This window comes from Eudoraea algarum (genome assembly GCF_050589645.1).
In the GTDB taxonomy this organism is placed as follows: Bacteria; Bacteroidota; Bacteroidia; order Flavobacteriales; family Flavobacteriaceae; genus JBNGOQ01.
Genome location: NZ_JBNGOQ010000002.1, coordinates 433,268 through 455,934 on the forward strand (window position 1 = coordinate 433,268; position 22,667 = coordinate 455,934).

At 40.8% G+C, this 22,667-nt stretch carries 17 protein-coding genes; 15 read left to right on the forward strand and 2 right to left on the reverse strand.

Going from position 1 to position 22,667, the window contains the following annotated elements; translation table 11 throughout:
* Window positions 1-79: 79 nt before the first annotated feature.
* The 3 genes from ACRD67_RS08315 (at window position 80) to ACRD67_RS08325 (ending at window position 5,099) form a co-directional block, all read left to right on the forward strand.
* The gene (locus tag ACRD67_RS08315; RefSeq protein WP_430966666.1) at window positions 80-2,725 is read left to right on the forward strand and encodes a S8 family serine peptidase; all 2,646 of its coding nucleotides are present in this window, start codon (window positions 80-82) and stop codon (window positions 2,723-2,725) included.
* 739 nt (window positions 2,726-3,464) lie between these two features.
* Window positions 3,465-4,097: a LysE family translocator gene (locus ACRD67_RS08320; RefSeq protein ID WP_430966667.1), complete on the forward strand. Its 633-nt coding sequence runs from the start codon at window positions 3,465-3,467 to the stop codon at window positions 4,095-4,097.
* A 105-nt stretch (window positions 4,098-4,202) separates the two neighbouring features.
* Window positions 4,203-5,099, forward strand: a complete 897-nt coding sequence (locus ACRD67_RS08325) for a GNAT family N-acetyltransferase (protein ID WP_430966668.1) — start codon at window positions 4,203-4,205, stop codon at window positions 5,097-5,099.
* A gap of 259 nt (window positions 5,100-5,358) precedes the next feature.
* Here ACRD67_RS08325 and ACRD67_RS08330 read toward each other — a convergent pair whose 3' ends face one another.
* Window positions 5,359-6,486, reverse strand: coding sequence for a DUF8173 domain-containing protein (locus ACRD67_RS08330; RefSeq protein WP_430966669.1), 1,128 nt, complete (start codon window positions 6,484-6,486; stop codon window positions 5,359-5,361).
* A 351-nt stretch (window positions 6,487-6,837) separates the two neighbouring features.
* Here ACRD67_RS08330 and ACRD67_RS08335 point away from each other — a divergent pair, with 351 nt between their 5' ends.
* From ACRD67_RS08335 to ACRD67_RS08370, 8 genes are all read left to right on the forward strand, one after another.
* A complete protein-coding gene (locus ACRD67_RS08335) occupies window positions 6,838-7,470 on the forward strand; it encodes a DUF4386 domain-containing protein (RefSeq protein WP_430966670.1) in 633 nt (210 codons plus the stop codon).
* An 85-nt stretch (window positions 7,471-7,555) separates the two neighbouring features.
* Window positions 7,556-8,452 carry a hypothetical protein gene (locus ACRD67_RS08340; RefSeq protein ID WP_430966671.1) on the forward strand — a complete coding sequence of 299 codons (897 nt, stop codon included), beginning with the start codon at window positions 7,556-7,558 and terminating at the stop codon, window positions 8,450-8,452.
* A gap of 189 nt (window positions 8,453-8,641) precedes the next feature.
* On the forward strand, window positions 8,642-9,547 hold the full coding sequence (locus ACRD67_RS08345) for a CPBP family intramembrane glutamic endopeptidase (protein WP_430966672.1): 906 nt from the start codon (window positions 8,642-8,644) through the stop codon (window positions 9,545-9,547).
* A gap of 918 nt (window positions 9,548-10,465) precedes the next feature.
* Window positions 10,466-11,002, forward strand: a complete 537-nt coding sequence (locus tag ACRD67_RS08350; RefSeq protein WP_430966673.1) for a hypothetical protein — start codon at window positions 10,466-10,468, stop codon at window positions 11,000-11,002.
* Between the two features lie 243 nt (window positions 11,003-11,245).
* A complete protein-coding gene (locus ACRD67_RS08355; RefSeq protein ID WP_430966674.1) occupies window positions 11,246-12,013 on the forward strand; it encodes a hypothetical protein in 768 nt (255 codons plus the stop codon).
* A 444-nt stretch (window positions 12,014-12,457) separates the two neighbouring features.
* Window positions 12,458-12,901, forward strand: coding sequence for a hypothetical protein (locus tag ACRD67_RS08360; protein WP_430966675.1), 444 nt, complete (start codon window positions 12,458-12,460; stop codon window positions 12,899-12,901).
* 163 nt (window positions 12,902-13,064) lie between these two features.
* Entirely contained in the window at window positions 13,065-15,074 is a 2,010-nt protein-coding gene (locus ACRD67_RS08365; RefSeq protein ID WP_430966676.1) for a serine hydrolase, read from the forward strand.
* Between the two features lie 213 nt (window positions 15,075-15,287).
* Window positions 15,288-15,665, forward strand: coding sequence for a DoxX family protein (locus ACRD67_RS08370; RefSeq protein WP_430966677.1), 378 nt, complete (start codon window positions 15,288-15,290; stop codon window positions 15,663-15,665).
* 40 nt (window positions 15,666-15,705) lie between these two features.
* Here ACRD67_RS08370 and ACRD67_RS08375 read toward each other — a convergent pair whose 3' ends face one another.
* Window positions 15,706-18,072 (reverse strand): TonB-dependent receptor, encoded by a 2,367-nt coding sequence (locus ACRD67_RS08375; RefSeq protein ID WP_430966678.1) that lies wholly within the window; start codon window positions 18,070-18,072, stop codon window positions 15,706-15,708.
* A 216-nt stretch (window positions 18,073-18,288) separates the two neighbouring features.
* Here ACRD67_RS08375 and ACRD67_RS08380 point away from each other — a divergent pair, with 216 nt between their 5' ends.
* The 4 genes from ACRD67_RS08380 to ACRD67_RS08395 all read left to right on the forward strand — a co-directional run bounded on the left by ACRD67_RS08380 (window position 18,289) and on the right by ACRD67_RS08395 (window position 22,657).
* A complete protein-coding gene (locus ACRD67_RS08380) occupies window positions 18,289-19,299 on the forward strand; it encodes a sensor histidine kinase (RefSeq protein ID WP_430966679.1) in 1,011 nt (336 codons plus the stop codon).
* A complete protein-coding gene (locus ACRD67_RS08385) occupies window positions 19,296-20,009 on the forward strand; it encodes a LytR/AlgR family response regulator transcription factor (protein WP_430966680.1) in 714 nt (237 codons plus the stop codon). The genes ACRD67_RS08380 and ACRD67_RS08385 overlap by 4 nt, the downstream gene beginning before the upstream one ends.
* A 365-nt stretch (window positions 20,010-20,374) precedes the next feature.
* Window positions 20,375-21,103, forward strand: coding sequence for an ankyrin repeat domain-containing protein (locus tag ACRD67_RS08390; RefSeq protein ID WP_430966681.1), 729 nt, complete (start codon window positions 20,375-20,377; stop codon window positions 21,101-21,103).
* A 213-nt stretch (window positions 21,104-21,316) separates the two neighbouring features.
* Window positions 21,317-22,657: a metallophosphoesterase family protein gene (locus ACRD67_RS08395; protein ID WP_430966682.1), complete on the forward strand. Its 1,341-nt coding sequence runs from the start codon at window positions 21,317-21,319 to the stop codon at window positions 22,655-22,657.
* Window positions 22,658-22,667 lie beyond the last annotated feature (10 nt).

The window sequence follows — 22,667 nt, forward strand, 5'->3', positions numbered from 1 at the left end:
GTTGTCCATTTTTTGAGCGACCCCTAGTTTTGATATTCGACCCAATCGGCATTCTTTTAGATTCAAAACTGTGGGTGTAATGTTTATAAACAAAATCGTTTCAAGGTTTTTGGTTGGGAACGGTCTCTTACTGTTGTTGTTCCTTTTATCTCCCATTAGTTCAATAGGGCAGTCGACTTCTAATGAGCCTAAAATTTCATTAAGCACACAGATTGAACTTCAGAAACCAAATAAAATCTTAAGCGTTAGGATACTTACCACGAACAAACCCTTGCTAAGCAGTTGGTGTTCGTTTAATGCGTTTCAACATAAAATGATTATGGAGATTTCCCAAAACGAGGCGGTGTACGAAGCAAACGTTTTGAGTTCAAAAGTACTGGAACTTGTCAAATTACCCTTTGTGATTTATGTGGACAGGTCCACTATGCCCAAACAAGTGGAAACCCCTCTTTTGGGGCATGACCTATCCCTAAACAAGGTTTCGTTGCTCCACTCAAATTATCCCAATTATCTTGGAGATGGCATAGTTATTTCGATAAAGGAAGGATTGTTGGATGTTGACGATGTTGATTTTAAAGGTAGGGTGCTTTATGATTACTTTCCTAGTAACCCTATTTTTTCAAGACACGCTACGGAAATGGCCACAATAGCGGCTGGTGCGGGCAACACCTCTCCTGATTTTAGAGGTGTTGCTTGGGGGACGATGTTATTACCTTCGATATCGGATGAATTAACACCAGACGATGAAGAATTTCTTAAGCGAAATCGTGTTTCTGTACAAAACCACTCATATGGCGTCGGTGTTGAGAACTATTATGGGATTGAGGCCTATCTTTACGATCTACAGACTTATAAGGATAAAAACCTAATTCATGTCTTTTCCTCTGGCAACAAGGGCAAGATGACGTCGGTCATCGGAAACTACCAAAAAATACAAGGCTTTTCCAATATAACAGGTCAGTTCAAAACGTCCAAAAATACCATTTGCGTGGGTGCCTCCAATGCTCTTGGAGAAATCTGGGAATTCAGTTCAAAAGGCCCCACCAATGACGGACGGATAAAACCGGAGGTGGTAGCCTATGGTGCCAACGGAAGTTCCGAATCTGCCGCACTTGTTACAGGTTTGGCGGCAGTGCTACAGCAAGCTCACTTGGAACTATATGGTAAAATGCCCAATACTTCGTTGATTAAGGCTGCCGTTGTAAATAGTGCGGATAGCGACACCTATGAATTGACCCATAGATCAGGGTTTGGAAATGTCGATGCAGTAGGGTCCTTGGATGCTATACTTGGTAGATCATTCTTCGAAGACATTATTAGTTCCGGAACTGTGAAAGAGCATAGAATAGTAGTACCTGCAACAACAAAAAAAATTAATATTACCCTAGCATGGAATGATCCTCCCACCAACATGGGGAGCTCTTCAATGCTGGTGAACGATCTAGATCTGGCACTTGAACATAAAGAAGGAGGAAAAATATGGCACCCATGGGTATTGAGTACTTATCCCCATTTGGATTCATTGAATTTACGGCCTACAAGAAAGAGAGACAATCTAAATAATGTTGAAAAGATTTCCGTTAACCGGCCTATGGCCGGCGAATACATTATTCACATAAACCCATTTCTGCTAATGAATAGTGAAGATCAAGAGTATAGTGTGGTGTACGAGTATGAAACGGAAGACGAGTGGATATTTCCCCCCGAACACGAAAAATTGGAATCAGGCGCAGATTACTATCTGCGCTGGGATTTAAAGGATTCTGTCCAGACCTTTGGGGTTCTCCAGTGGTTAGATTTTGGAGATCCAAAAAAAAAATGGGTGAACATTGCAAACAAGGTTGATCCGAACTTAGGGTACTTTTTGTGGCAAACCCCTGAAAAAAGTGCAACAGGAAAACTTAGACTAATTGGTGGAAAAGTAGACATTGAATCCCCAGTTTTTATGGTCTCAGGTTTCCAAGACTTCAATTTGGAATATCATTGTAATACCAGGTCATTGATTTCTTGGCATTCGGAGCCGGGTGCAAAAGGCTATAAGGTATATGCCGTAGATAAGAAATATATGGAGGTTATAGGCACTACAGCGGATACCGTATTTAATATTGCTCATGAAGAGAACCACCGATTGGTTGTGGCTGTAGCTCCAATAATCAATGGCGAGGAAACGAAAAGAACAAGGAGCAAGAACATTTCCAAGGACCACGGTTGTTACATTAACGACTTCTTTCTAGAAAAGCCGTTTTCAGATAAATCCGAATTCACCCTAATTCTTAATAGCCATATGGGAGTGGATTCTGTATCGTTGGAAAGACTGAATGGGGGGAGCTTTGAACCAATTTCGAAGTTAAGCGATATAGACAGGCACGAATATAGCTTTACGGATCCAACCCCCAATGATGGAACCAATACCTATAGGGCAAAGGTAGTAAGTCAGGATGGCACCGAATACTATAGTAAGCTGTTGGATTTTTTATTCTTAGGCAAAAATATGATGATACTATCACCTGTCCCTGCTTGTCAGGGCGAAAAAATTCAACTCTATAGCACAAGCGAAGATTGCTTATTGATAGAAGTGTTCTCTTTATCAGGTAAATTACTTGTACGTACCTATCAAAATGGTTTGATTAGACAGATAGACACCTCAAGATTATATCCAGGGCTATACATTGTCAGTATTTCTGGGAGTGACTTTAAGATTACAAAAAAAATTGTTGTCATTTGAAGGATAATTACCCTACATGCCAATACCAAGTTTTACTATATTTACTTTAGGCAAACAACAGAAGGCACTGCCACCCACTCAGTCTATGGCACATGAGGTGTGATGGTGACTACATATGGCGCTAAGGCACATGACACATGTAAAGCCCATTGTACCTAATTTTGGGAATTCACAAACTGATGATTTCAGACCTAATGTTCTTTAATCTTGAATTCTAACTAATTTATGAAAGCAAAATATTTAGTTTACCTGGTAATAATTAGCTTCATTCTTAGAATCGGAATGAACTTAGTAATGCCATTACTACTCCTTAATTTAAAGATAGAACCAATAACTTTAGGATTAATTGGCGGAATTATTAACGTGTTAATTTTTCTGTCTGTTGCGGGTTTGCTAATTAAGATTTTTAGATATCATAACAAAGTTGATTTTTTGAACAAATAATTTACCATTCAATCAAATTCCAAGAAAGGTGGATGTGAAAAGCCAGCCGTCAGAACAAGGCTCATCACCAGCCATAATTGGACCATTACGGATGGCGGTCCCGCAAGAAGGAAGTAATCAATTTTCCAACGATCATGTATTGCAAGCAGGGGAGGCCTTACATTTTTCTATAGGGGTCGTCTAAACCGGCAAATCTAAAAGTATTAAATTTAGCCAAAAATAGAACGGTCATATGGGGTTTGCTGTGTAACCATTGGTTACGCAACTGCTTGAAAAATAATACTCAAAATTATACATGATTCCATTTAACGATTTATTACTGTTTGGATTGGCTGCATTAATTATGGTTCTTTCTCCTGGACCGAATATGATTTATCTGATTTCAAGGTCGTTATCACAAGGAAAAAAAGCTGGAATTATCTCCCTTTTAGGGGTAATGTGTGGTTTTTTATTTCATATCCTAATGGTTTCTTTTGGACTTACGGCAATATTTTTTGCAATCCCTTATGCCTTTGTAGTAGTGAAATTTCTTGGAGTGGCGTATTTATTGTATTTGGCGTATACTACCGTTACATCAAAAAACAAAATTTTTGATGCTGACCAAAATCTAAAATCGGACAAACCTCTTAAACTTTTTAATATTGGGCTTTTAACAAATATTCTGAATCCAAAAATGGCGGTGTTTTACCTTTCATTTTTCCCCCAATTTATAAAACCCGAATATGGTTCCATTTTGGGACAAAGTTTTCAACTCGGAATAATACAAATAACAATAAGTTTTTCGGTCAACTTTTTGATCGTTATATCTGCTGCCAAGATGGCGAGTTGGTTTTCAAAAAAACCTATTTGGTTGAGAATTCAAAAATGGTTTATGGCTTCGGTATTAACGGGACTTGCTGTGAAAATGGCATTGACTAAAACAAAATAAACCGTTGCACAACACAGTGTATCAAACCTAACTATAAGTACTGACCAGCGAAGTCTATATTTATTTACGAAGACCACCAAATTTTTGGAAAAGATGGGTTACCAAATGAAAAATGTACTACTGCACAACATCCCTTATAGTTTTATCAGCGACTTTAAGCACAACAAAGACCTAAGAACAAGTTTTAATGAGTTAACGGAGGTTACCTTTGGTTTTACCCTTGAAGAATGGTACTTGGACGGTTACTGGGGAGCGCAATATATTCCGTATGCCTTGTTACATGGGAATAAGGTGATATCCAATGTTTCAGTGACCATAATCGAATTTTTAGTTGGGGAAGAAAAAAAGGTAGGCATTCAAATCGGTACCGTGATGACCGATAAAGCCTACCGAAACCGAGGTCTTAGCAAGTTTCTTATGGAGCAGGTACTGGAAGAATGGAAAAAAAGGCAGGGCTTTATCTATCTCTTTGCCAATGACCGTGTGCTGGACTTCTATCCTAAATTTAATTTTGAGAAAGTAGCTGAATACAGCTATTCAAAAACAGTCCATTCAAATAGCGACAGCGCATCGGTGAAGAAACTTAATATGGATGATGCCAAAGACAAAGCGTTTCTTGTAGAAACTATGAAGATGGCACCCCCAATAGCGAAGATATCCATGCGCGATAATGTGCCTTTACTAATGTTTTATTGTTTGTGGATCAAAAAAAGCAATATTTACTATATAGATGAACTGGAAGCCATAGTTATTGCCGACTTTGATGGCGATACCCTGTATTTAAACGATGTGTTTTCCAGGGGGTATGTTCATTTAAACGATGTAGTTCGGGTCATGTCGGGCAACGATGTGAAGCGGGTGGTATTGGGGTTTACACCCTTGGACGAAACGGATTATGATAAAAGCTTGATAAAGGAAGAAGACACGCTGTTTATCCTAAAGGACAAGGTTGATGATTTCAAAGACCAGCATTGGATGTTCCCAGTTTTATCCCATGCCTGAACCGAAATCCTTAATGTTCAATAGTCTCTTAAAACGAACCTTTCTGAAGTCGCAATGCCCGGAATCATCCGCAATGGTTTGTGAACGAACCAGGTCAACGCCATATTCGTGTGTCACAACGCTCACCATTGAGAAGCCTATTCTATAAGGTGATGTCAAAATCGTTATGTGACTTTGCCCTATTGAGCTCTTTCTTCAAAATATTTTTGAATCGTGTTGCGCTTATATAATGATCGTCTAACAATGGGCCATCATGATCTTAATTTTTAACCCGTTGTTTTTTAGCATGAAGTACCTTTAAAGTCAGTGCGCCATACGTAATTGATAGTATAACTACAGAAAGCAATATCCCGGCAAAGGGAATGATGGTGAGCAAACGCAATAGGACAGCGCACAATAATGCCAAGAATGTAACACTCCAAAAGCCCCAACGCTTTTCCTTCTTATGTTTGTAATAATACACCAGCATCAAAGCAGCGATTAAATGACCAAACAGAAGACTAAAAATGAATACGGTGGTCATGAAGAGGCCTAGAGGGATACCAATGATCATTAGCAAAGCAAGGATAATCAGTAATGGAATACCTATGAGATAAATCAATCCAAAGCCAAAGCTCTTTAACAAGTTGTGTTCCAAACCTTCAACAGCATTTGAAAATGCGTTTTTAAAGAGCGCGTGCAACACTAGAATAACTAGAAATGCAGATAGGATGTAGTACATCCATAATGCAAAGGACGCTGTCCCAAAGCTAGTTAAGGACAATTGGGATTTATCTTCACCAAAATCTTCATTGAATTGCGCTTCCGTATTGACCAGGGCGTCTTTAAAATCCAATTCTCCCTCGCTATTCCAGTACTGAACTTCCTGGTAAAATTTAGCATTTGACCCGATGGTAATGGCTTCCCCTATTATTTTTGAGGTTTCTTTTACGGTTCCATCAATGAGAACATCGGCTCCTTTAACCTCAAGTTTTCCCATTACGTCGCCATATATTTCAATATTTCCGGCAAAACAATCAAGGTTCCCGTGTATTACGGCGTTTTTGGTAAGAATGACTTCTCCACCAAAAACAACCAAGTCATCACCTATTTCTGAGTCAATGGTTACCCTTCCTACCGCTACGCGCACATCATCCGCTACATAGCTGTTGAGAAGTAATTCGCCTCCAGCGGCCGTTAAGTCTCCATTAATACTGTCATTCACCATAAGATTTCCTCCAGCTATGACCAAGTCCCCCTGTATAGCGGCATTTACCCTGATGGTTTCTCCTGCACGATACGTATCATCTTGTTGTGCCTTATCGATTAAGATAGCACCTTCATTCCCTGCTTGGCCAAAAGAAACCATTGAACAGAGTGCAATAAGCAAAATAGTTATAGTTTTCATTAGTGTTATGTTTTTAGTCTAACACGGAAGCTACTATCTATCAGCTATTTAAAAAATGATTTAAATCATCAAACACTTTTTTGGGATGGGTCAGCGAAATTGAATATACCTTTTGCAAGATATACGGGAACCATACTGACCTTCCAAACCCGTTTCACAATGTAGCCTTCCCATGGGACTTTAAAAATCCCCATCAATAATCCATCTACCCTGGATAAGGTCATTGACTATATATCACTATATTAGTTCATAACGATATCCAATTGCTTCATGGCATGATATCAAAACCGGAAATGAAAGGAAAAGTAACAGATATTTATTGATGGCGTACCTGAACAGAAAGGATGACATATGAAAAATTATATCCTCAATCTATCAACGAGCAAAGCGGCAATGGTTGTAGGAGTTGCGTTTATAATTTCGGTTGTCATCGTAACCATAGTCGATGATTTTCTCTTGGCCAATTTTGTGGTGCCTGGGGATACGGAAGCATTGGCCCATGATATTGAGGCGAACAGGAGGGTGTTTTATTTTGCTGTTGTTGGCTATCTACTCGTACTTGCGCTCGACGCTACCATTGGTCTCGCGCTTTATGTAGTGCTTAAGCCCGCGGACAAGATGCTTGCTTCGCTTACCTCTGTTCTCAGGCTACTATACGCTTTTACTTTGATAATTGGATTGTTTGCGTTAGTATTTCAAAGTATCGATGTTTACGGCTATGCATCCCTAAAACTTGTTGGATATCTATTTTTTGCCTTACATATCCTTGTACTTGGTTATTCGGTTTTCAAGTCGGGATATATCCCGAAAAGTCTTGGCGTATTATTGATATTTGCCTCGTTTACCTACATTGTTTTTTTCGTAGATACTAATCTACCTAAAACCATTATGCTGAGTACTATGTTGATCATGGCCATTGGCGAACTTGCACTGAGTATCTGGTTGATTGTAAAACGAAATGGACTACCTGAGCCTAATGGATAAAAAGAAAACATTATATAAACGCATTTAAAAACGGAAGGCTATACTAGACCGTTGTGTGTAATTTTGAACCACCCATAAATACAGCATGAAACTATCAAAGAAGAATTATATCAAAGCGAGGGACTTTATACTGACCAATGCGAGAATGATAGAAAGACGCTTGTTTCAATTTCATTTTGAAAATGATGGTCCCGAAGGGGTTTTTCATGCAGTTTATGCCTACCGAAATGCTGATGGCGGTTTTGGTCATGGGATGGAACCGGATACCGCATCCCCTGAAAGTCAACCGCTTTTTAGCATCATGGCGCTTGAAACATTGGACGAAGTTGGCTATCTCACAAAAGACATCATTTTAGATGATTTTATGCCTTATTTTGAAAGCATAACGACCGATAAAGGCGGTATCCCATGGATGTTACGTCCCAAAAACGATTATCCTTGTGAAGCGCATTTTAAAAGCGTTAAAGAATGGGCTGCTTTGAGCACCACTGCCCCTTTGTTGGGAATGCTGGAGAAATACAGGATTGAGATTCCGTGGATGCAAAAAGCAGAGCAGTTTGTGTGGGGAGAAATTGAACGAATTAAAGAGAAGCATGTGTTTTGCTATCTGTGTGTGCCAAGGAAGCTACAATTTTTGCAGTACACTAAAAGTAAAGACAAGGCAGGAAAAGCGCTCAACGATCTAAAAAAATGGATATTGGCCGACGGCGTACTCTGCAAGGATAAATCGGATGAGGGCTGGGGACTGTATGAAAAACCGCATAGTCTGAGTTATGCACCTTCACCTGAGAGTATCTTATATCCAATATTTACCAAAGAAATGATCAGTGCCGACCTAAATGAGTTGATCGATCGTCAAAAGAACGATGGGGGATGGCACACTTGGTATGGACTTAGCCCTGGGATGAAATTGGAATGGGCCGGAATACAGACCCTGTGGACCTTGAAAACGCTGAGGAATTACGATAGCATCGAAAAGTAAATAAAAACTACGCACAGCAATGGCTATATTTCATCATGCCGTGGCGTGAAGAAATTTTAGCCAAGACCGTTGTAACGCATTAAATAGGGTTTTGAAGTCAAAACCAATCTTCATATTACCATTATATTTTTCAAATGCGATGTAACCCGATACAGAAAAGAAACGTCTCAAGTAGTATAACCCATCCCAATGAAATTTATAAAATCTGTTATTTGGAACAGTAATGAAAAAAGAATAAGGGCCTTCTTTCGAATTCTCTCACTGATTTTTCTTGCCGGTATTTTTGCCGCCATGATTTCTTGGATCTCGAATGATTTTAACGAGTTGTTGGAAAAATCCATTATGAATTTCCTGATTATGCTAGCCATACTACTATCCATATATCTGGTTGGAAAGTATATCGATAGGCGAAATTGGGCCGATTTCGGTATTTCTGTGATTCCCTTGAAACAATTCATCTATGGCTCCTTGTTCGGCTCTTTTTTGGAGGTTACTATCTTTTTGATCCAATATTTTCTTGGTTGGTTAACTATTGATGAAATAAAATTTAACAAATTCTCTTCCTTTCCTTTTTTAGTCGTCCTTATGGGCCAAGTTTTTAGGTATTTATGCGGTAGTGTTTTTGAAGAAGCCTTTAGTCGTGGCTATTTGTTATTGAACATAGCCGAAGGACTTAAGGGGAAAATTAATAACACCCAAGCCGTAATTATAGCCTACATACTGACTTCCTCAATTTTCGGACTGTTGCACCTGGCCAATGAAAATGCATCATGGCTATCTTCGCTGAACTTGATCCTGATTGGATTCCTTTTGGGTTGGACGGTGATAAAAACTGGAAAATTACATTTTGCTATAGGGCTACATGCATTTTGGAACATATTTCAAAACAATATATTTGGATTTGCCAATAGCGGTAAAAAATCGATAGTATCAATTTACACATTTGAAAATTCAGGAAGTACTTTGTGGACTGGTGGGGAATTTGGTATTGAAGGAGGTTTACTATGTACAATTACCGTTTTACTTGCTCTGATACTACTGTCCTATCCTGAAATTGTGGGGAATAGAAGGCTAGATCAGAAAGTCTTAAAATAATGGATTATTCCATGAAGCAACCTATGGATTCGAAATATCTTTACTAAGTTTGGCCACTTGAAGAACATCACTTAAATTAAAAACGTTTTATACCACCGTGTATAATTAATTGCTGTGGAATTTCCTCAGGGTCCACCTGCCAGTCGGGCAGGTCAGAATTGCTAACGCCATTGCTTAACCGAAAATCACTAACTTAAAACCCGTAACCGATGGTTATACGAGATTGTTGTAGCACATTATGAACGCTAAATCGAAAATACTAGCATTTCTTCTTTTAAATCTTACATGGTCATTTGTCTATTCACAAGACGATACGGCTTCCGACCGAATACGTAAAATTAAAAAAGAGCGACTTCAAAGTTCATATGAAACATGGAATGATTGCTATATAAACGGACTGTTGGACACTCGAGACATTGAAGATTCCATACATGGATTTTCCATTGTTGTCCCTAGGGGACATCATCTGAAAATTTATAAGAAAGACCATTTTAGGATTATGAGGTTCTATCCTGACATAGAAAAGAGTAAGTCTGACATTGTCATGGAGATTTGGTTTAATACGAAAAAACCAATCGATGCAGAAGCTTCATTCGATCAAGCAATCGGGTTCTGCCTGGATAACAAATTTGGGTTGCGAATAGGAACTCAAGAAATTGCGGAGACTCTTTCATATTGGATAGAATCTTATAATAAGGAAGCCACTGACGGTAGGTTTTGGGAAGTGTCCTTCCATATCCAAAACCCAAAGTCAAGAAATACCATTATAATTAAACAAAAATCAAATAAAAAAAGACGTTATTCCCAAGACTTTTGCTTGTATGGATCTATGATAAAGCAATTAAAATGGTTATAAGGTGTTGCAACAACAATCATAAAAGGCAGGCTGGTTCATCACGCCAAAGGGGTGACAAAATCATGGCTGAGACCATTGACACACAAATGAATAGAAGTCTATTAGTAATAGTAATCATTTCCCTAATATCATGTGGGCGTGATAAAAAACAAGCAAATGCATCAACGGCGGAAAAAGAAATAGAGCCTTTCGAATTGACCGTGACCAATTTTGATTATTCTTTGGCCTATGGGATAGCTTATAGAATAACCCACAAAGATTTACGGATTATTTTTAAGGGTGAGTTAGAAGGCGAAAAGGATACCACACTATATGAATCACGGCTTAAAAAATCAGCGCCATTAAAGAATGTGGGCAAGATTGAATTTGATAAATTGAACGACAGATATTTAAATCCTTGTATCGCGGATGGTTCACAAATTAATGTTCGTTTTCAAAAAGGTGAAAATATAAAGTCAGTTCATTTGAGTAATTATTATCAAGAAGACATCGGCAAGGTAATTTACCTTATAAATCAACTTGTGCCCAGCAAGTATCAAATCCATTATGATAAAAAAGAACTACACGAAGACCTTAAAAAATGTCAGTTAATGGAATAAAAAACAGATGTGTTAGCAACAGTTAGAAGCGGGAGGCAGGTCCTTGACACCAAAGGCGTGACGAAATCAAAGCTGAACAGGCGCCTATAATTTGAACCACCCATAAATACAGCATGAAACTATCAAAGAAGAATTATATCAAAGCGAGGGACTTTATACTGACCAATGCGAGAATGATAGAAAGACGCTTGTTTCAATTTCATTTTGAAAATGATGGTCCCGAAGGGGTTTTTCATGCAGTTTATGCCTACCGAAATGCTGATGGCGGTTTTGGTCATGGGATGGAACCGGATACAGCATCCCCTGAAAGTCAACCGCTTTTTAGCATCATGGCGCTTGAAACATTGGACGAAGTTGGCTTATCTCACAAAAGACATCATTTTAGATGATTTTATGCCTTATTTTGAAAGCATAACCACTGATAAAGGTGGTATCCCATGGATGTTTCGCCCGAAAAGCGATTATCCTTGTGAAGCACATTTTAAAACCGTTAAGGAATGGGCCGCTTTGAGCACAACTGCGCCTTTGTTGGGAATGCTAGAGAAATACAGGATTGAGATTCCTTGGATGCAAAAAGCAGAGCAGTTTGTGTGGGGAGAAATTGAACGAATTAAAGAAAAGCACGTTTTTTGCCATCTGTGTGTGCCAAGGCGATTACAGTTTTTGCAGTACACCAAAAGCAAGGATAAGGCGGGAAAAGCGCTCAACGATCTAAAGAAATGGATATTGGCCGACGGCGTACTCTGCAAGGATAAATCGGATGAGGGCTGGGGGCTATACGGAAAACCGCATAGCTTGAGTTATGCCCCATCACCTGAGAGTATCCTATATCCAATATTTTCTAAAGAAATGATCAGTGCCGACCTAAATGAGTTGATCAATCGTCAAAAGAGCGATGGCGGATGGCACACTTGGTATGGACTTAGTGAAGGAATGAAATTGGAATGGGCTGGCATACAGACCTTATGGACGTTGAAAACGCTGAAAAATCATTATAAGATCGAAAAGTAAATAAAAACTACACACAGCAATGGCTATATTTCATCACCGCAGGGGCGTGACGTAACCGTAACCGAGACTGTTGTAACGCATTTTAAAATGAGAATCAAATCGGGTTTGGAGGACAGAAATAAAAGGAAATGACACCACGTTGGACATATATTCGAGCTTTTTCGATAAGTACAACAATGGCGGAAATCAAGTTTGGGTTTCAAATGAAGTCAAAACGGAATTCACTGAGTATTTTTCTGTCAGAAAATCTATGTATCTTTACCAAGTGTAGTCTGCGGCTGAAAATCCTACGGAGTTCCAAGGCCACAACAAATCATAGCCTAGACCGTTAGCAATAGTACTAAAACGAAAGACAACTATTTGATTACAAAATAAATTTAGAAGTAACCATTTTAAGTTGTAAAGACTATAAAGACAGTATCTTAATTAAAAAATGAAAGTAACATGAAAAAGCAAACAATTTATTTATTGTTATTCACATTGGTCACTTTTACAATCTCTTGTTCAAATGATGACGATACTGATGTTACTCCTGAAAATTTAAACAATGTAACTGATTGTGAAATAGCAATTGAACCAAATCTTTTAATCTCAATATGTGTAGATGGAGCTGATTTTGCCTTACCAGATGAAGTTATAAAATTTGTATCAACCTTTTATTCCAAAAATGACACTCCTTCCAATGCTCAATTTTTATGGACCGTAGAATCTGGCAGTATGGAAATCATAGATGTGGAAAATACCGTCGATGGGCTGATCGCAAAGTCAATTGCCACAATTAAATTCAATTCTGACTACTCAGGGAATGGGGTCATCAGTGCCAATGCTGAAAATGATAGGGGAAGTGGATATGCCCAACATAGTGTTGAATTGGCATCTACGCAATAATATAGCACAACACCCTATTTAATTTATTGCTAGTTCTAGCCTATGTAGCCGATTTTCACCTAACAAACCATATAAAAACCATTAGCGGCAAGCACCAAACTAGAGAGAGTGTAACAATCCTTTAGCAATCGAATCTTTAAAGCGTAACCTAAACGCTTTAAAGATGATGACAACGAAATACCTACCCCTTTATTTACTCTTATGGCTGTTATTATTGAGCAATGCGTTGAAAGCCAACAACGGCTCGATCGCCTATATTTACCCCATTTCAAATATAACCATAGACGGTAATCTCGATGACTGGCCCACAGAAATTCATCGCAACGCGATGCAACATATCCATTATGGAAACGGCATCGAGGGGCCGGAGGATGCTTTGGCATTCTGGCGGGGAGGTTACCATGCGCAATCGGGTCATTTGTACATTGCTGTAACCATGGTGGACAATGATTACGTAAAAACCCCTGACAATAGCCACTTCGCTAGCCATGATTTTCAAGTCTTGTATCTTGACCCGAGACATAGCCCTGAAGGGTCAGGAGTAATTGCCTATGAAATAGACGAACACCACCGAAAAATAGTGGAACAGGAAGGGCTTCACTTTTATCCGCAGGTTAAAAATGCCAACTTTGAACAAGTTCAATTGGCTATCGCAAAGAAAAATAATCTAATTACGTACGAATGGAAAATTCAGGTCTCAGGTACGTTAAGCGCCGGTAGAGTAATCGGGTTCGACTATGCAGTCTTTGATAAAGACACTGATGAAGAACATGTCATGATCACTTGGGGCCCAACTGAAGGAAATAAGTTCATGAACTCTAATTTGATTGGTGATCTGGTACTGTCGGAAGCCAATGATGCTAGCGGGATGGTGCAGGGAGCATTGAAATGGGAAGGCGAAGCCGGAGACCAATGGCCAGGAACGGTTAAGTTTAGTAATACGGAAAGACCTGACGTATTTTTTGATGTGAGCGTCGATTCATTGGGTCAGTATGACTTAAAGTTACCCGCTGGCTCCTATGCAATGACCATACCCCCCAGTTGGCAAATGAACAAATGGTTTGATATCGATTTAGTAAAGCATAGTGGTCGTGTTTCCGATATTACAGTATCCAAAAACCAAGCACTGCTAGTAGATACCATTACGATCGCCCTGGTTCCCAAACCAAAACTGATTCCTGGGAAGGGGATATTGCACTCGCCATTTACTTCTACATCCATTAAGGAATTGGACCAATTTGTAGACAGGTACAGGGAGCATTATAATATCCCTGCCGTATCGCTTGCCATAGTCAAGGATGGTGCCCTGGTGTATCACCGTAGTTATGGCGTAGAGAACAATATAACCAAAAAACCGCTTAGGGATGAGGCCGTTTTTGAAGCAGCTTCCATTACCAAATTGATATTTGCCTACCTGATGAATCTCCTGGTTCAGCGTACGGAATTTGACCTTGACAAACCATTATATGAAACCTTAGCATTTCCTGAATTGGAAGAATATCCTGAATATGCGCTAATGACTGGTAGACATGTACTGACACATGTGAGCGGGCTGCCGAACTGGGGAACCAGAATAATCAACAAACCGGGAACTACTTATGGATATTCCGGTGAAGGTTTTGAATACCTAAAAAGGGTACTTGCAGGAGGTAGCTCTAATGAATGGCCACAAATCATTCAATCCCATCTGGAAAAAGAAGTCCTAAAGCCTCTAGGGATGACCAACACCTATTTTATGTGCAACGACAAACTCCCAAATCTTAAAGTAGCTGGCCACTTTGATGGAATTCCGAATATGTTTGATTGTCCCGATGGCCCTGGTATGGCATTTAGTATGCATACAGAGGCAAAGGATTTTATACCCTTTGCTCTCGCATTGTTAAATCGAGAAGGATTGACAGAAGAACAGGCCGAAAAAATGTTTCGTTTCCATACTTTGGAAGGCCAAGAGAACTGGATGAATGGTTATAAGTCTGGATACGGGCTAGGCGTTGCATTACGCGACTCTCCTTTTGGATTGGTATTTGGACACGGGGGAAATAATGGGGATTTTCGTTGTATGTTTGAGATGTACGATGATTTAAGAACAGGGTATATCGTATTTACAAACGCCAATACTGCTGGCCCACTGCTATTCGATCTAAAGAATTTTTTGGTCGAGGGTAGCAAGTAATCCGCATAGAAAAATCCTTTTTCCGGTCTTTTTGATATCACGAACAGGTAGCAATTAAGTCATTAAAAAAGAAAAAACCTGCCGACAATAGGGTATACGCAATTAAAAACTGATGGACAACAGTGACCCTTAGGGCACATTCTCTCAACCATGGAACGAACATTATTTTATACCTTATGGGCTAATTAAGGATCAACTTTAAAAACTAAAACCATGAAAAAGAAAATCCTATTCGTTTTAAGTGTATTATTTGGCTTAATGTTCATCAATTCTGGATTGAATAAATTCCTAAACTTCATGCCCATGCCTGAAGATATGCCTGAGAGCTTAGCACGACTAATAGCGGCATTGACAGAAATTGGTTGGTTACTACCCTTGGTTGGTGGAGTTGAGGTTGTAGCAGGATTGCTTTTTATAATCCCTAAATACCGTGCGCTAGGAGCCGTTATGATGTTTCCAATTATGGTTGGAATAATGTTGACCCATACCATCACAGATACCTCAGGTTTGCCGGTAGCTGCTGCACTTTTTGCAATTAACCTTTGGGTAATTTATGAAAATAGGGAGAAATATATGCCGATGGTTCAGTAAATACGATATGGGAAGAAACGCTATAGAAGTTCTCCAATTTTCACCTTCTCCTTCCTCCGGAATACTGCATGGCTTCACCTTTACCGAACCCATAGCTGAAACCAAAGGATACAAAACGGGCACGAAAGCTTCGGTTGAACACTTCAAAATCGTTCTGTACGATTTGGTTTTCCCGAATTCGGGATGCAAAGGCATCCCGGACACTTAAGTTGAGTACTGCCTTACCTTTAAGTATCTTCTTTCTCAGCCCCAAATCCAAAAAGACCACATCATTTATCTCACCTTGTACAGTTTGGTAAGCTGAGCGGTAGTTTCCGGTAGTCTCAAAATCAATGTCCCAAGGTATTTTAATTTTGGTCAGCAGTTTTGATGACCACCGATTGGCGCTGAAATCGAAAACGGTATCTTCAAAACTACCCTGACGGGAAAAGGTGTTGTAATTGAAATCAACGTTAAAGGTCAGCCAATTGGCCGGACTGTACTTCGTATTGAATTCTACCCCCCAAGCATTATTTGTTCCAATATTTTCTGGTCGGGTGATGTTCACATTATCTTCAAAAAACGAAATTCGTTCAATGATATCAGTGGTATATCGGTGATAGACACCCAGGTTTAACGGTGTCTTGCCCACAAAGAAAATACCTGTGACCTCATAAGAATCGGTAAACTCAGGAAGTAGATTAGGATTGCCCTGTCTGATGTTGAAATTGTTTCGGATGTTAAAGAATGGATTCAAGTCCCAAAGTCTTGGACGGTAAATTCTCCGCGAATAACCTGCCTGCATGGAAACCTTTTCAGAAAATTTGTACGATGTGTGGGCACTGGGAAAAAGATTGGTATAGTTTTGATCATTTGCCTCATTCGTATTTACCAATAAAGTCCCAACCTCGGTATTTTCCAATCGCATGCCCGCTTTCAAACCCCATTTTTCACCTTCGTAGGCTGCAGTTCCATAAACACCCAATACGTTCTGGTCAAATTCAAAGATGTTGGTTAGCCCTGGGTCCGTGACAAACTCCCCATTTTCAAGATTTTGCACCTCAAAATCATTGCTCACATCATTGAGAATGTACTGTGCCCCGGTTTCAACGGAAAATTCATCCGAAAAAGGTTTGGTATAATCCAGTTTGAAGGTAAAAACAGATTCTTTGAAATCGGTGCGGGTGTTCTGTTCGGCATCACGATCTTCCCCTGAAATTGTGGTATCCAAGAATTCAGAGCTTTGGTCCTTTCCGAAGAAATTGCCCAGTGCACTGAACAGTAGGTCATGGTCTTCATCATCTTCAAAATCTTTTTTATACTGCAATTCGTATTGGAATTTAGGGTTTCGAGCTTCGGTAACCTCGGTGCGTTCCCAGGCTGAAGTTTCGTTTCCCGTCCCGTCCAAGGCAGCAAAATTGGTGGTCGATGGCTGGTCTTCAATCTCCAAAGCAAAATTCCCCGAAAGCGTAAGTACGCTCGTCGGACTAAAATAATAGTCCGTTCCCAGAATGAAGTTATAAAATTCTTCGTTCCTGAATTCTTCGCCTTCGGATAGAATCGTATTGCCTGTGGTCAGATCGGTATTTCGTACGGTAATCTCATTGGGCAATTCGCGATAGCCCGCTCCCAGCTGGGCAAACAGGTTGAATTTTTCGGTCCTTCGGTTAAGACTTACCCCTATGCTGTGGTTATTGGGGGCACCGGTATTCACCGAAATGGAACCATTGAGCCCTTTTTGCTCCTCCTTCTTTATGACAATGTTGATGATGCCCGAAGTGCCCTCTGCATCATACTTTGCGGAAGGATTGGTAATTACCTCGACCCTGTCGATCATATCAGCGGTAATAGTGCCAAGTGCATTGTTCTCATCACTGGTCAATATGGACGGTTTTCCATTGATCAAGACTTGTACCCCTTGGCTGCCCCTAAGACTGATTTGCCCCTCGATATTCACGTTGACCGACGGAACATTGTTCAATACCTCAAGGGCACTGGCACCTGTAGTACTCAAATCCTTGCCTACATTGAATACCCGCTTGTCTAGTTTGAAGACGGTCTGTGAAATTTCACCTTCCACCACTACCTCTTCAAGTTGCTGGGCATCTTCCGAAATTTCAATGGTGCCCAAATCGATTTTTGGGCGTTCCGTAGTCGGTGCTTGCAAAACCTTCTTTTTAAAACCGATAAAACTGATTTCGATATAATAGTTGCTTGCATTGGTTTCCAACGAAAAAGTGCCATCCTCCAAAGTGGTGGTTCCATCAATGGCTTGTTTGGTCTCATTGTCGGCGACCAAGACGGTTGCGTAGGCTATGGGTTGGCCGGAAGATTTTTCCACCACCTTACCTGTAAATGTGGTGCGCTTCTGTTGTGCATAGCCTAGGGTCCCAAAAAGAAATAGAAACAGTAGTAACACGTATTTCATAACCAATCCCATATTCCTTTAATTTTAATCCAAATCTCCGATAAAAGGAAGGGAATTGAAATTATTTCCCGTGAACGACATAGCTTTCACTCCAATCAACAAGGATTTCTACCACCACACTGGGAATTGTCGTTTAAGGCCCAAAAGCGGTCGTTGACGACATTTATTTTCTTTTGCTACCTTGTGGGGGTACCTTTAGCGCAGTATACCTTAACCATGTCAATATCTAAAAGAGAACTTGCCTTTCAAGTGGTGCTTCTTATCCTGGTATTCCTGTTCTATTCATTTGACAGGGAGAATCCGGGATTTCGTGCGCATCAATTGGCCTTCTTCAGTACCTATGTCATTGCGTCGGCCATTATAGGGTATTGGCTGATGCCAAGTTTTCTGTACAGAAGGAAATATTGGCAATTTTTTGGCTTTGTATTCTTGGTCGTTGCCGTGGTCATTTTATTGGAAGAACTGTTGCTTGAGCAAATTTTCTTTGCGGGCACCAGAAGGGCCAAGTCATTTCCGGGTGTAATTTTCTCCCTCTTGGGGGTGCTTCCCGTGATTACCATTCTTTCGGGGTTCAAGTTTGGATGGGATGCCCTGCAAAAACAAGAACAGATAGAAGTCTTGAAAAGTACGGTTAAAGAAAGTGAGCTTCAATTTTTGAGGTCACAGATCAATCCACACTTTTTGTTCAACAATCTCAATAATCTGTATTCATACGCGCTTGATAGCTCGCCCAAAACCCCCGAAATTATTTTAGAGCTCAGCGGACTGTTGCGGTATATGCTCTATGAGTGCAAAGAAAAGTTTGTGCCACTTCAAAAAGAAATTGAGCAATTGCATAACTTTATAAAGTTGAGCAAATTACAAATTGAAAATAGGGGCAAGGTTCATTTTGATGCGCATGATATTGAAGCAGGATACAAGATCGCCCCGCTGATATTGATCGTCTTTATAGAAAATGCTTTTAAGCACAGCCAAGCAGGACAGACCGAGAATATCAAGATCGACATTAAGCTTCACATGAAGAACGATACATTGCATTTTGATTGTGCCAATAACTATGAACCTACTCAGGGGCTTGACACGGTGGACGCTGGAATCGGGCTCAAAAACGTACAAAAGCGTTTGCAACTCCTTTATCCAAACAGACACCATCTCCAAATACAGGAAGATGAGAACAGTTACAAGGTCAACTTATCGATAGCATTACGTAAAATGAACGGCTCATGAACTGTATCATTGTTGAAGACCAGCCTCCCGCCCAGCGTATCCTCAAGAAATATATTGAAGATACGGGTTCTTTAGAACTAAAAGGCATTTTTTCTGATGCATTACAGGCCATGGAATACCTTAAGACCGAATCCGTCGACCTGCTTTTTCTTGACATCCACTTACCTGTACTTTCTGGGATCGATTTTTTAAAAACTATGCCTAATCCGCCCAGTGTCATCCTAACTACGGCCTTCTCGGATTACGCTTTGGAAAGTTATGAATTCAACGTCGTCGATTATTTGTTAAAACCTTTTTCCTTTCAGCGGTTTGTTAAGGCTATCGCCAAGGTATCGGAAAGAAAAAAAAATGGGCCGCAAGATAAACATGGGGGAGATTCGGTGCCATCAAAAAAGGAAATCTACATCAAGTCCGGTTATGAGCATATTAAAATCAACCTTGACGATATACAGCACATAACGGCAGATTCCGATTATACCGAAATCGTGACCGAGGACAAAAAACACCTATCGCAGGAGCCACTCCGCTTCTGGTCGGAGACGTTGCCAAGCAAGCAGTTTCATCGCATCCATAAGTCGCATATCCTCAATGAAAAGCGCATTGAAAAAATTGTGGGCAACCAAGTTTACCTTTTCGGAGGCACCAAACTGCCCATTGGCAGGGCCTATAAAGAGGAATTTATGCGGGTCATTTTAGATAAAAAGGCCTGAAAAAACGAAGGAAAGAAGATGTTAAGCAAGGAGTTTTTGGCCTTTTTAAGAGATAGCTTTCCGGGTTTCGCCCTTCCACACTGAAGTCACGGAACACCAAATAGGAACCTGCCCTCCGTAGTGCAATGTAGGGGGAGAGGGTTGTGAATTTCACTACCAAAGACATACCGTGTCCCATAAAAAAGATCAGGAACAGAAAGCCCAGGGAAGAAATCTTGCTTTTTTCTTTATCGGTCCCATAAACCGGCCTTCTTTGGGGACACCAAATAATGATTGAAAAAATGGTAGATTTATATTGTTCGCAGGATGGGTATGTGATCATGGATTGTATGTGCCACTAGTGTTCAACGATAAAAAAGCAAAAAATGGAACCTTCAAAAATACTAGAACTGATTGGTCGCGGAAGAACGGATTACATTGTTGAATTAATGAAAATACCGAAGTGGATGGAGATGCTCAAAAAAGGGGAGGTAAAACCGCTTCAATGGCTGGTCTACTATAATGATGTAACCGGATTGAGAGCGGTAGTCGAGAATGGGGGAACTTTGGAGAGTATAAATATTGATGACGAACTGGGAAATGCTGCATTTTTTGGACATTGGAAAGTTTGCGATTTTCTAATCAATCAAGGAGCGAATGTGAATTGCCAGGTCGACAAAACAAATGAAACCCCGCTTCATAATTCATTGGCCAAAGCGGGTAGACCCTATTATTTTTATGTGGTTAGATTATTGGTTGAAAAAGGGGCAAACCTTAATGCAAAGACCATTCCAGGCATGCAAACAGGGGCGTTCATGCGGGATGTGCGTACAAAAGGGGAAACACCACTTCACAGAGCTGCTGCTTATGCCGACGAACAAACCATTTCCTTCTTGATTGAGAACGGAGCTGATAAACAGGCAAAAGATGCCAATGGAGATTCGCCTTTAAGTTGGGCAAGTCAACATCTTAGGCCAGGAAAGATCTTAGCTTTGTTGACCTATGGCAAATACCGGGTATCCGAAGGGCATAAGAGGATAAATATTAGCGACCATGGACACGGTTGGGGAAACGCAATGGACTGGAATTTGATTGGGGATTATTTGCCTGAATAGAAAATTAAAATACCGAGCACAACAAAACCCTTTATAAAAGCAGGAGTCCGGTTCTTTAATACCAACGTTTAACAGAATAACAACGCAACAGTATCCTTGCCCTTATTATTTGTAAGAAAATACATATTTCTTCATATTTATCCGTATATTTAGGTACTTCCCCCACCATTCCAATAGTGGAACAACATCTTTACACCTAAATCCTAAATTCAAATGTCACAGCCATTCCAACAAGCACTTCAGGAGAAGCAACAACTAGTGTACGATGCCCTGCAAAGCGGAGCACAAATAGAGCTCCACATTTGGAGCATGCTCAAGGCCTCAGAAGACCAGCTCATTCAGCTGATGAATACCCCCACGCCACCGGGTCCGGATGCCAAAGGGGATATTGAATTTGGCTGGGCCCTGTACTTCCTCAACAACAGCGATCTCATTTCCGAATCGCTCCGCGAAAAACTGAGGAAAGCCGGGATGCCCACATCAGATATCAATGACAAGGAATGGTCCCGTTGGTGGGAGATCTGGCAAGGGAAAGGGGTGCTGCTCGGTGATGGCTCGCTGGTCTCCACAGCTACCTGCGCCGTAATGGATCCAGGATGGTCCTTGGCGCTGATCGGCTATCTTCTGGTAGCGTTAAATATAAATCCGCCTCGGCCTTTGGCGCACAATCCGGCTACCTTGAACATAGATCCGGATAGCCAACCTTCATTAAAAATAGCCTTGTTCGGCGATTGGGGCAGCGGAAAGTACAAGGACGGGAATTTACCACATAGCCCCTCACAGCTGGTCATGCAACAGATTACCAAGGCCAAACCGGATATTATGATCCATCTGGGCGATGTGTATTACGCGGGCCTGGGCTATGAGGAGCAATGGAATTTATTGGATTGCTGGGAGTCCGCTGCCTTGGGGAACTTTACCCTGAATTCCAATCACGAGATGTACGACGGGGCCAAGGGCCTGTACCATACCGCCCTTGCCTCCCCAATTTTTGAAAAGCAGCAGGGTACTACCTATTTTTCCATCACTTATGGCGATTGGGTGGTATTGGGGCTGGACTCGGCCTACAACGCCACCAGCATGTACATGGATGGTGCGATCAATGATCCCTATCAGCCCGGCCCGGACGGATTTATCGCCAAGCAGTCCAAAGACAAGAAGGTAATTGTACTTACCCATCACAACCCCATGGACGTACAGGGAAGACAGACCAATACCCTGTGGACCGATGTGGTTACCCATTCCTTAAACGGAAAACATCCGGAGGTCTGGTACTGGGGGCATATCCACAACGCGGTGGTCTATTCCGATTCTGCGCCAAGCGGTGCCACAAAGGCCCGATGCCTGGGGCATGGCGGCATACCCTTTGGCCATGCACAATGGTTGGTAAATGCGCCTCATGTGGACTATTACGCCAACACGCCCCTGGAAAAGCCTGTGCCCCGTAACGAACTACGGGTCAAAAACGGCTTTGCCATCCTGGAGATAAAGGATGGGGAGCTTACGGAAACCTGGTACGATCAGGATGGCAAGGTGGCTTGGTCTACTGCTTAACTGCCGTAAT

Excerpts from the sequence above, each read along its gene's own strand:
- ACRD67_RS08340 (WP_430966671.1), top strand. The coding sequence starts at position 7,556 with ATGAAACTATCAAAGAAGAATTATATCAAAGCGAGGGACTTTATACTG.
- ACRD67_RS08320 (WP_430966667.1), top strand. The coding sequence starts at position 3,465 with ATGATTCCATTTAACGATTTATTACTGTTTGGATTGGCTGCATTAATT.
- ACRD67_RS08395 (WP_430966682.1), top strand. The coding sequence starts at position 21,317 with ATGTCACAGCCATTCCAACAAGCACTTCAGGAGAAGCAACAACTAGTG.
- ACRD67_RS08315 (WP_430966666.1), top strand. The coding sequence starts at position 80 with ATGTTTATAAACAAAATCGTTTCAAGGTTTTTGGTTGGGAACGGTCTC.
- ACRD67_RS08345 (WP_430966672.1), top strand. The coding sequence starts at position 8,642 with ATGAAATTTATAAAATCTGTTATTTGGAACAGTAATGAAAAAAGAATA.
- ACRD67_RS08360 (WP_430966675.1), top strand. The coding sequence starts at position 12,458 with ATGAAAAAGCAAACAATTTATTTATTGTTATTCACATTGGTCACTTTT.
- ACRD67_RS08335 (WP_430966670.1), top strand. The coding sequence starts at position 6,838 with ATGAAAAATTATATCCTCAATCTATCAACGAGCAAAGCGGCAATGGTT.
- ACRD67_RS08365 (WP_430966676.1), top strand. The coding sequence starts at position 13,065 with ATGATGACAACGAAATACCTACCCCTTTATTTACTCTTATGGCTGTTA.
- ACRD67_RS08385 (WP_430966680.1), top strand. The coding sequence starts at position 19,296 with ATGAACTGTATCATTGTTGAAGACCAGCCTCCCGCCCAGCGTATCCTC.
- ACRD67_RS08370 (WP_430966677.1), top strand. The coding sequence starts at position 15,288 with ATGAAAAAGAAAATCCTATTCGTTTTAAGTGTATTATTTGGCTTAATG.
- ACRD67_RS08330 (WP_430966669.1), bottom strand. The coding sequence starts at position 6,486 with ATGAAAACTATAACTATTTTGCTTATTGCACTCTGTTCAATGGTTTCT.
- ACRD67_RS08375 (WP_430966678.1), bottom strand. The coding sequence starts at position 18,072 with ATGAAATACGTGTTACTACTGTTTCTATTTCTTTTTGGGACCCTAGGC.
- ACRD67_RS08380 (WP_430966679.1), top strand. The coding sequence starts at position 18,289 with ATGTCAATATCTAAAAGAGAACTTGCCTTTCAAGTGGTGCTTCTTATC.
- ACRD67_RS08390 (WP_430966681.1), top strand. The coding sequence starts at position 20,375 with ATGGAACCTTCAAAAATACTAGAACTGATTGGTCGCGGAAGAACGGAT.
- ACRD67_RS08325 (WP_430966668.1), top strand. The coding sequence starts at position 4,203 with ATGAAAAATGTACTACTGCACAACATCCCTTATAGTTTTATCAGCGAC.
- ACRD67_RS08350 (WP_430966673.1), top strand. The coding sequence starts at position 10,466 with ATGGCTGAGACCATTGACACACAAATGAATAGAAGTCTATTAGTAATA.
- ACRD67_RS08355 (WP_430966674.1), top strand. The coding sequence starts at position 11,246 with ATGCCTACCGAAATGCTGATGGCGGTTTTGGTCATGGGATGGAACCGG.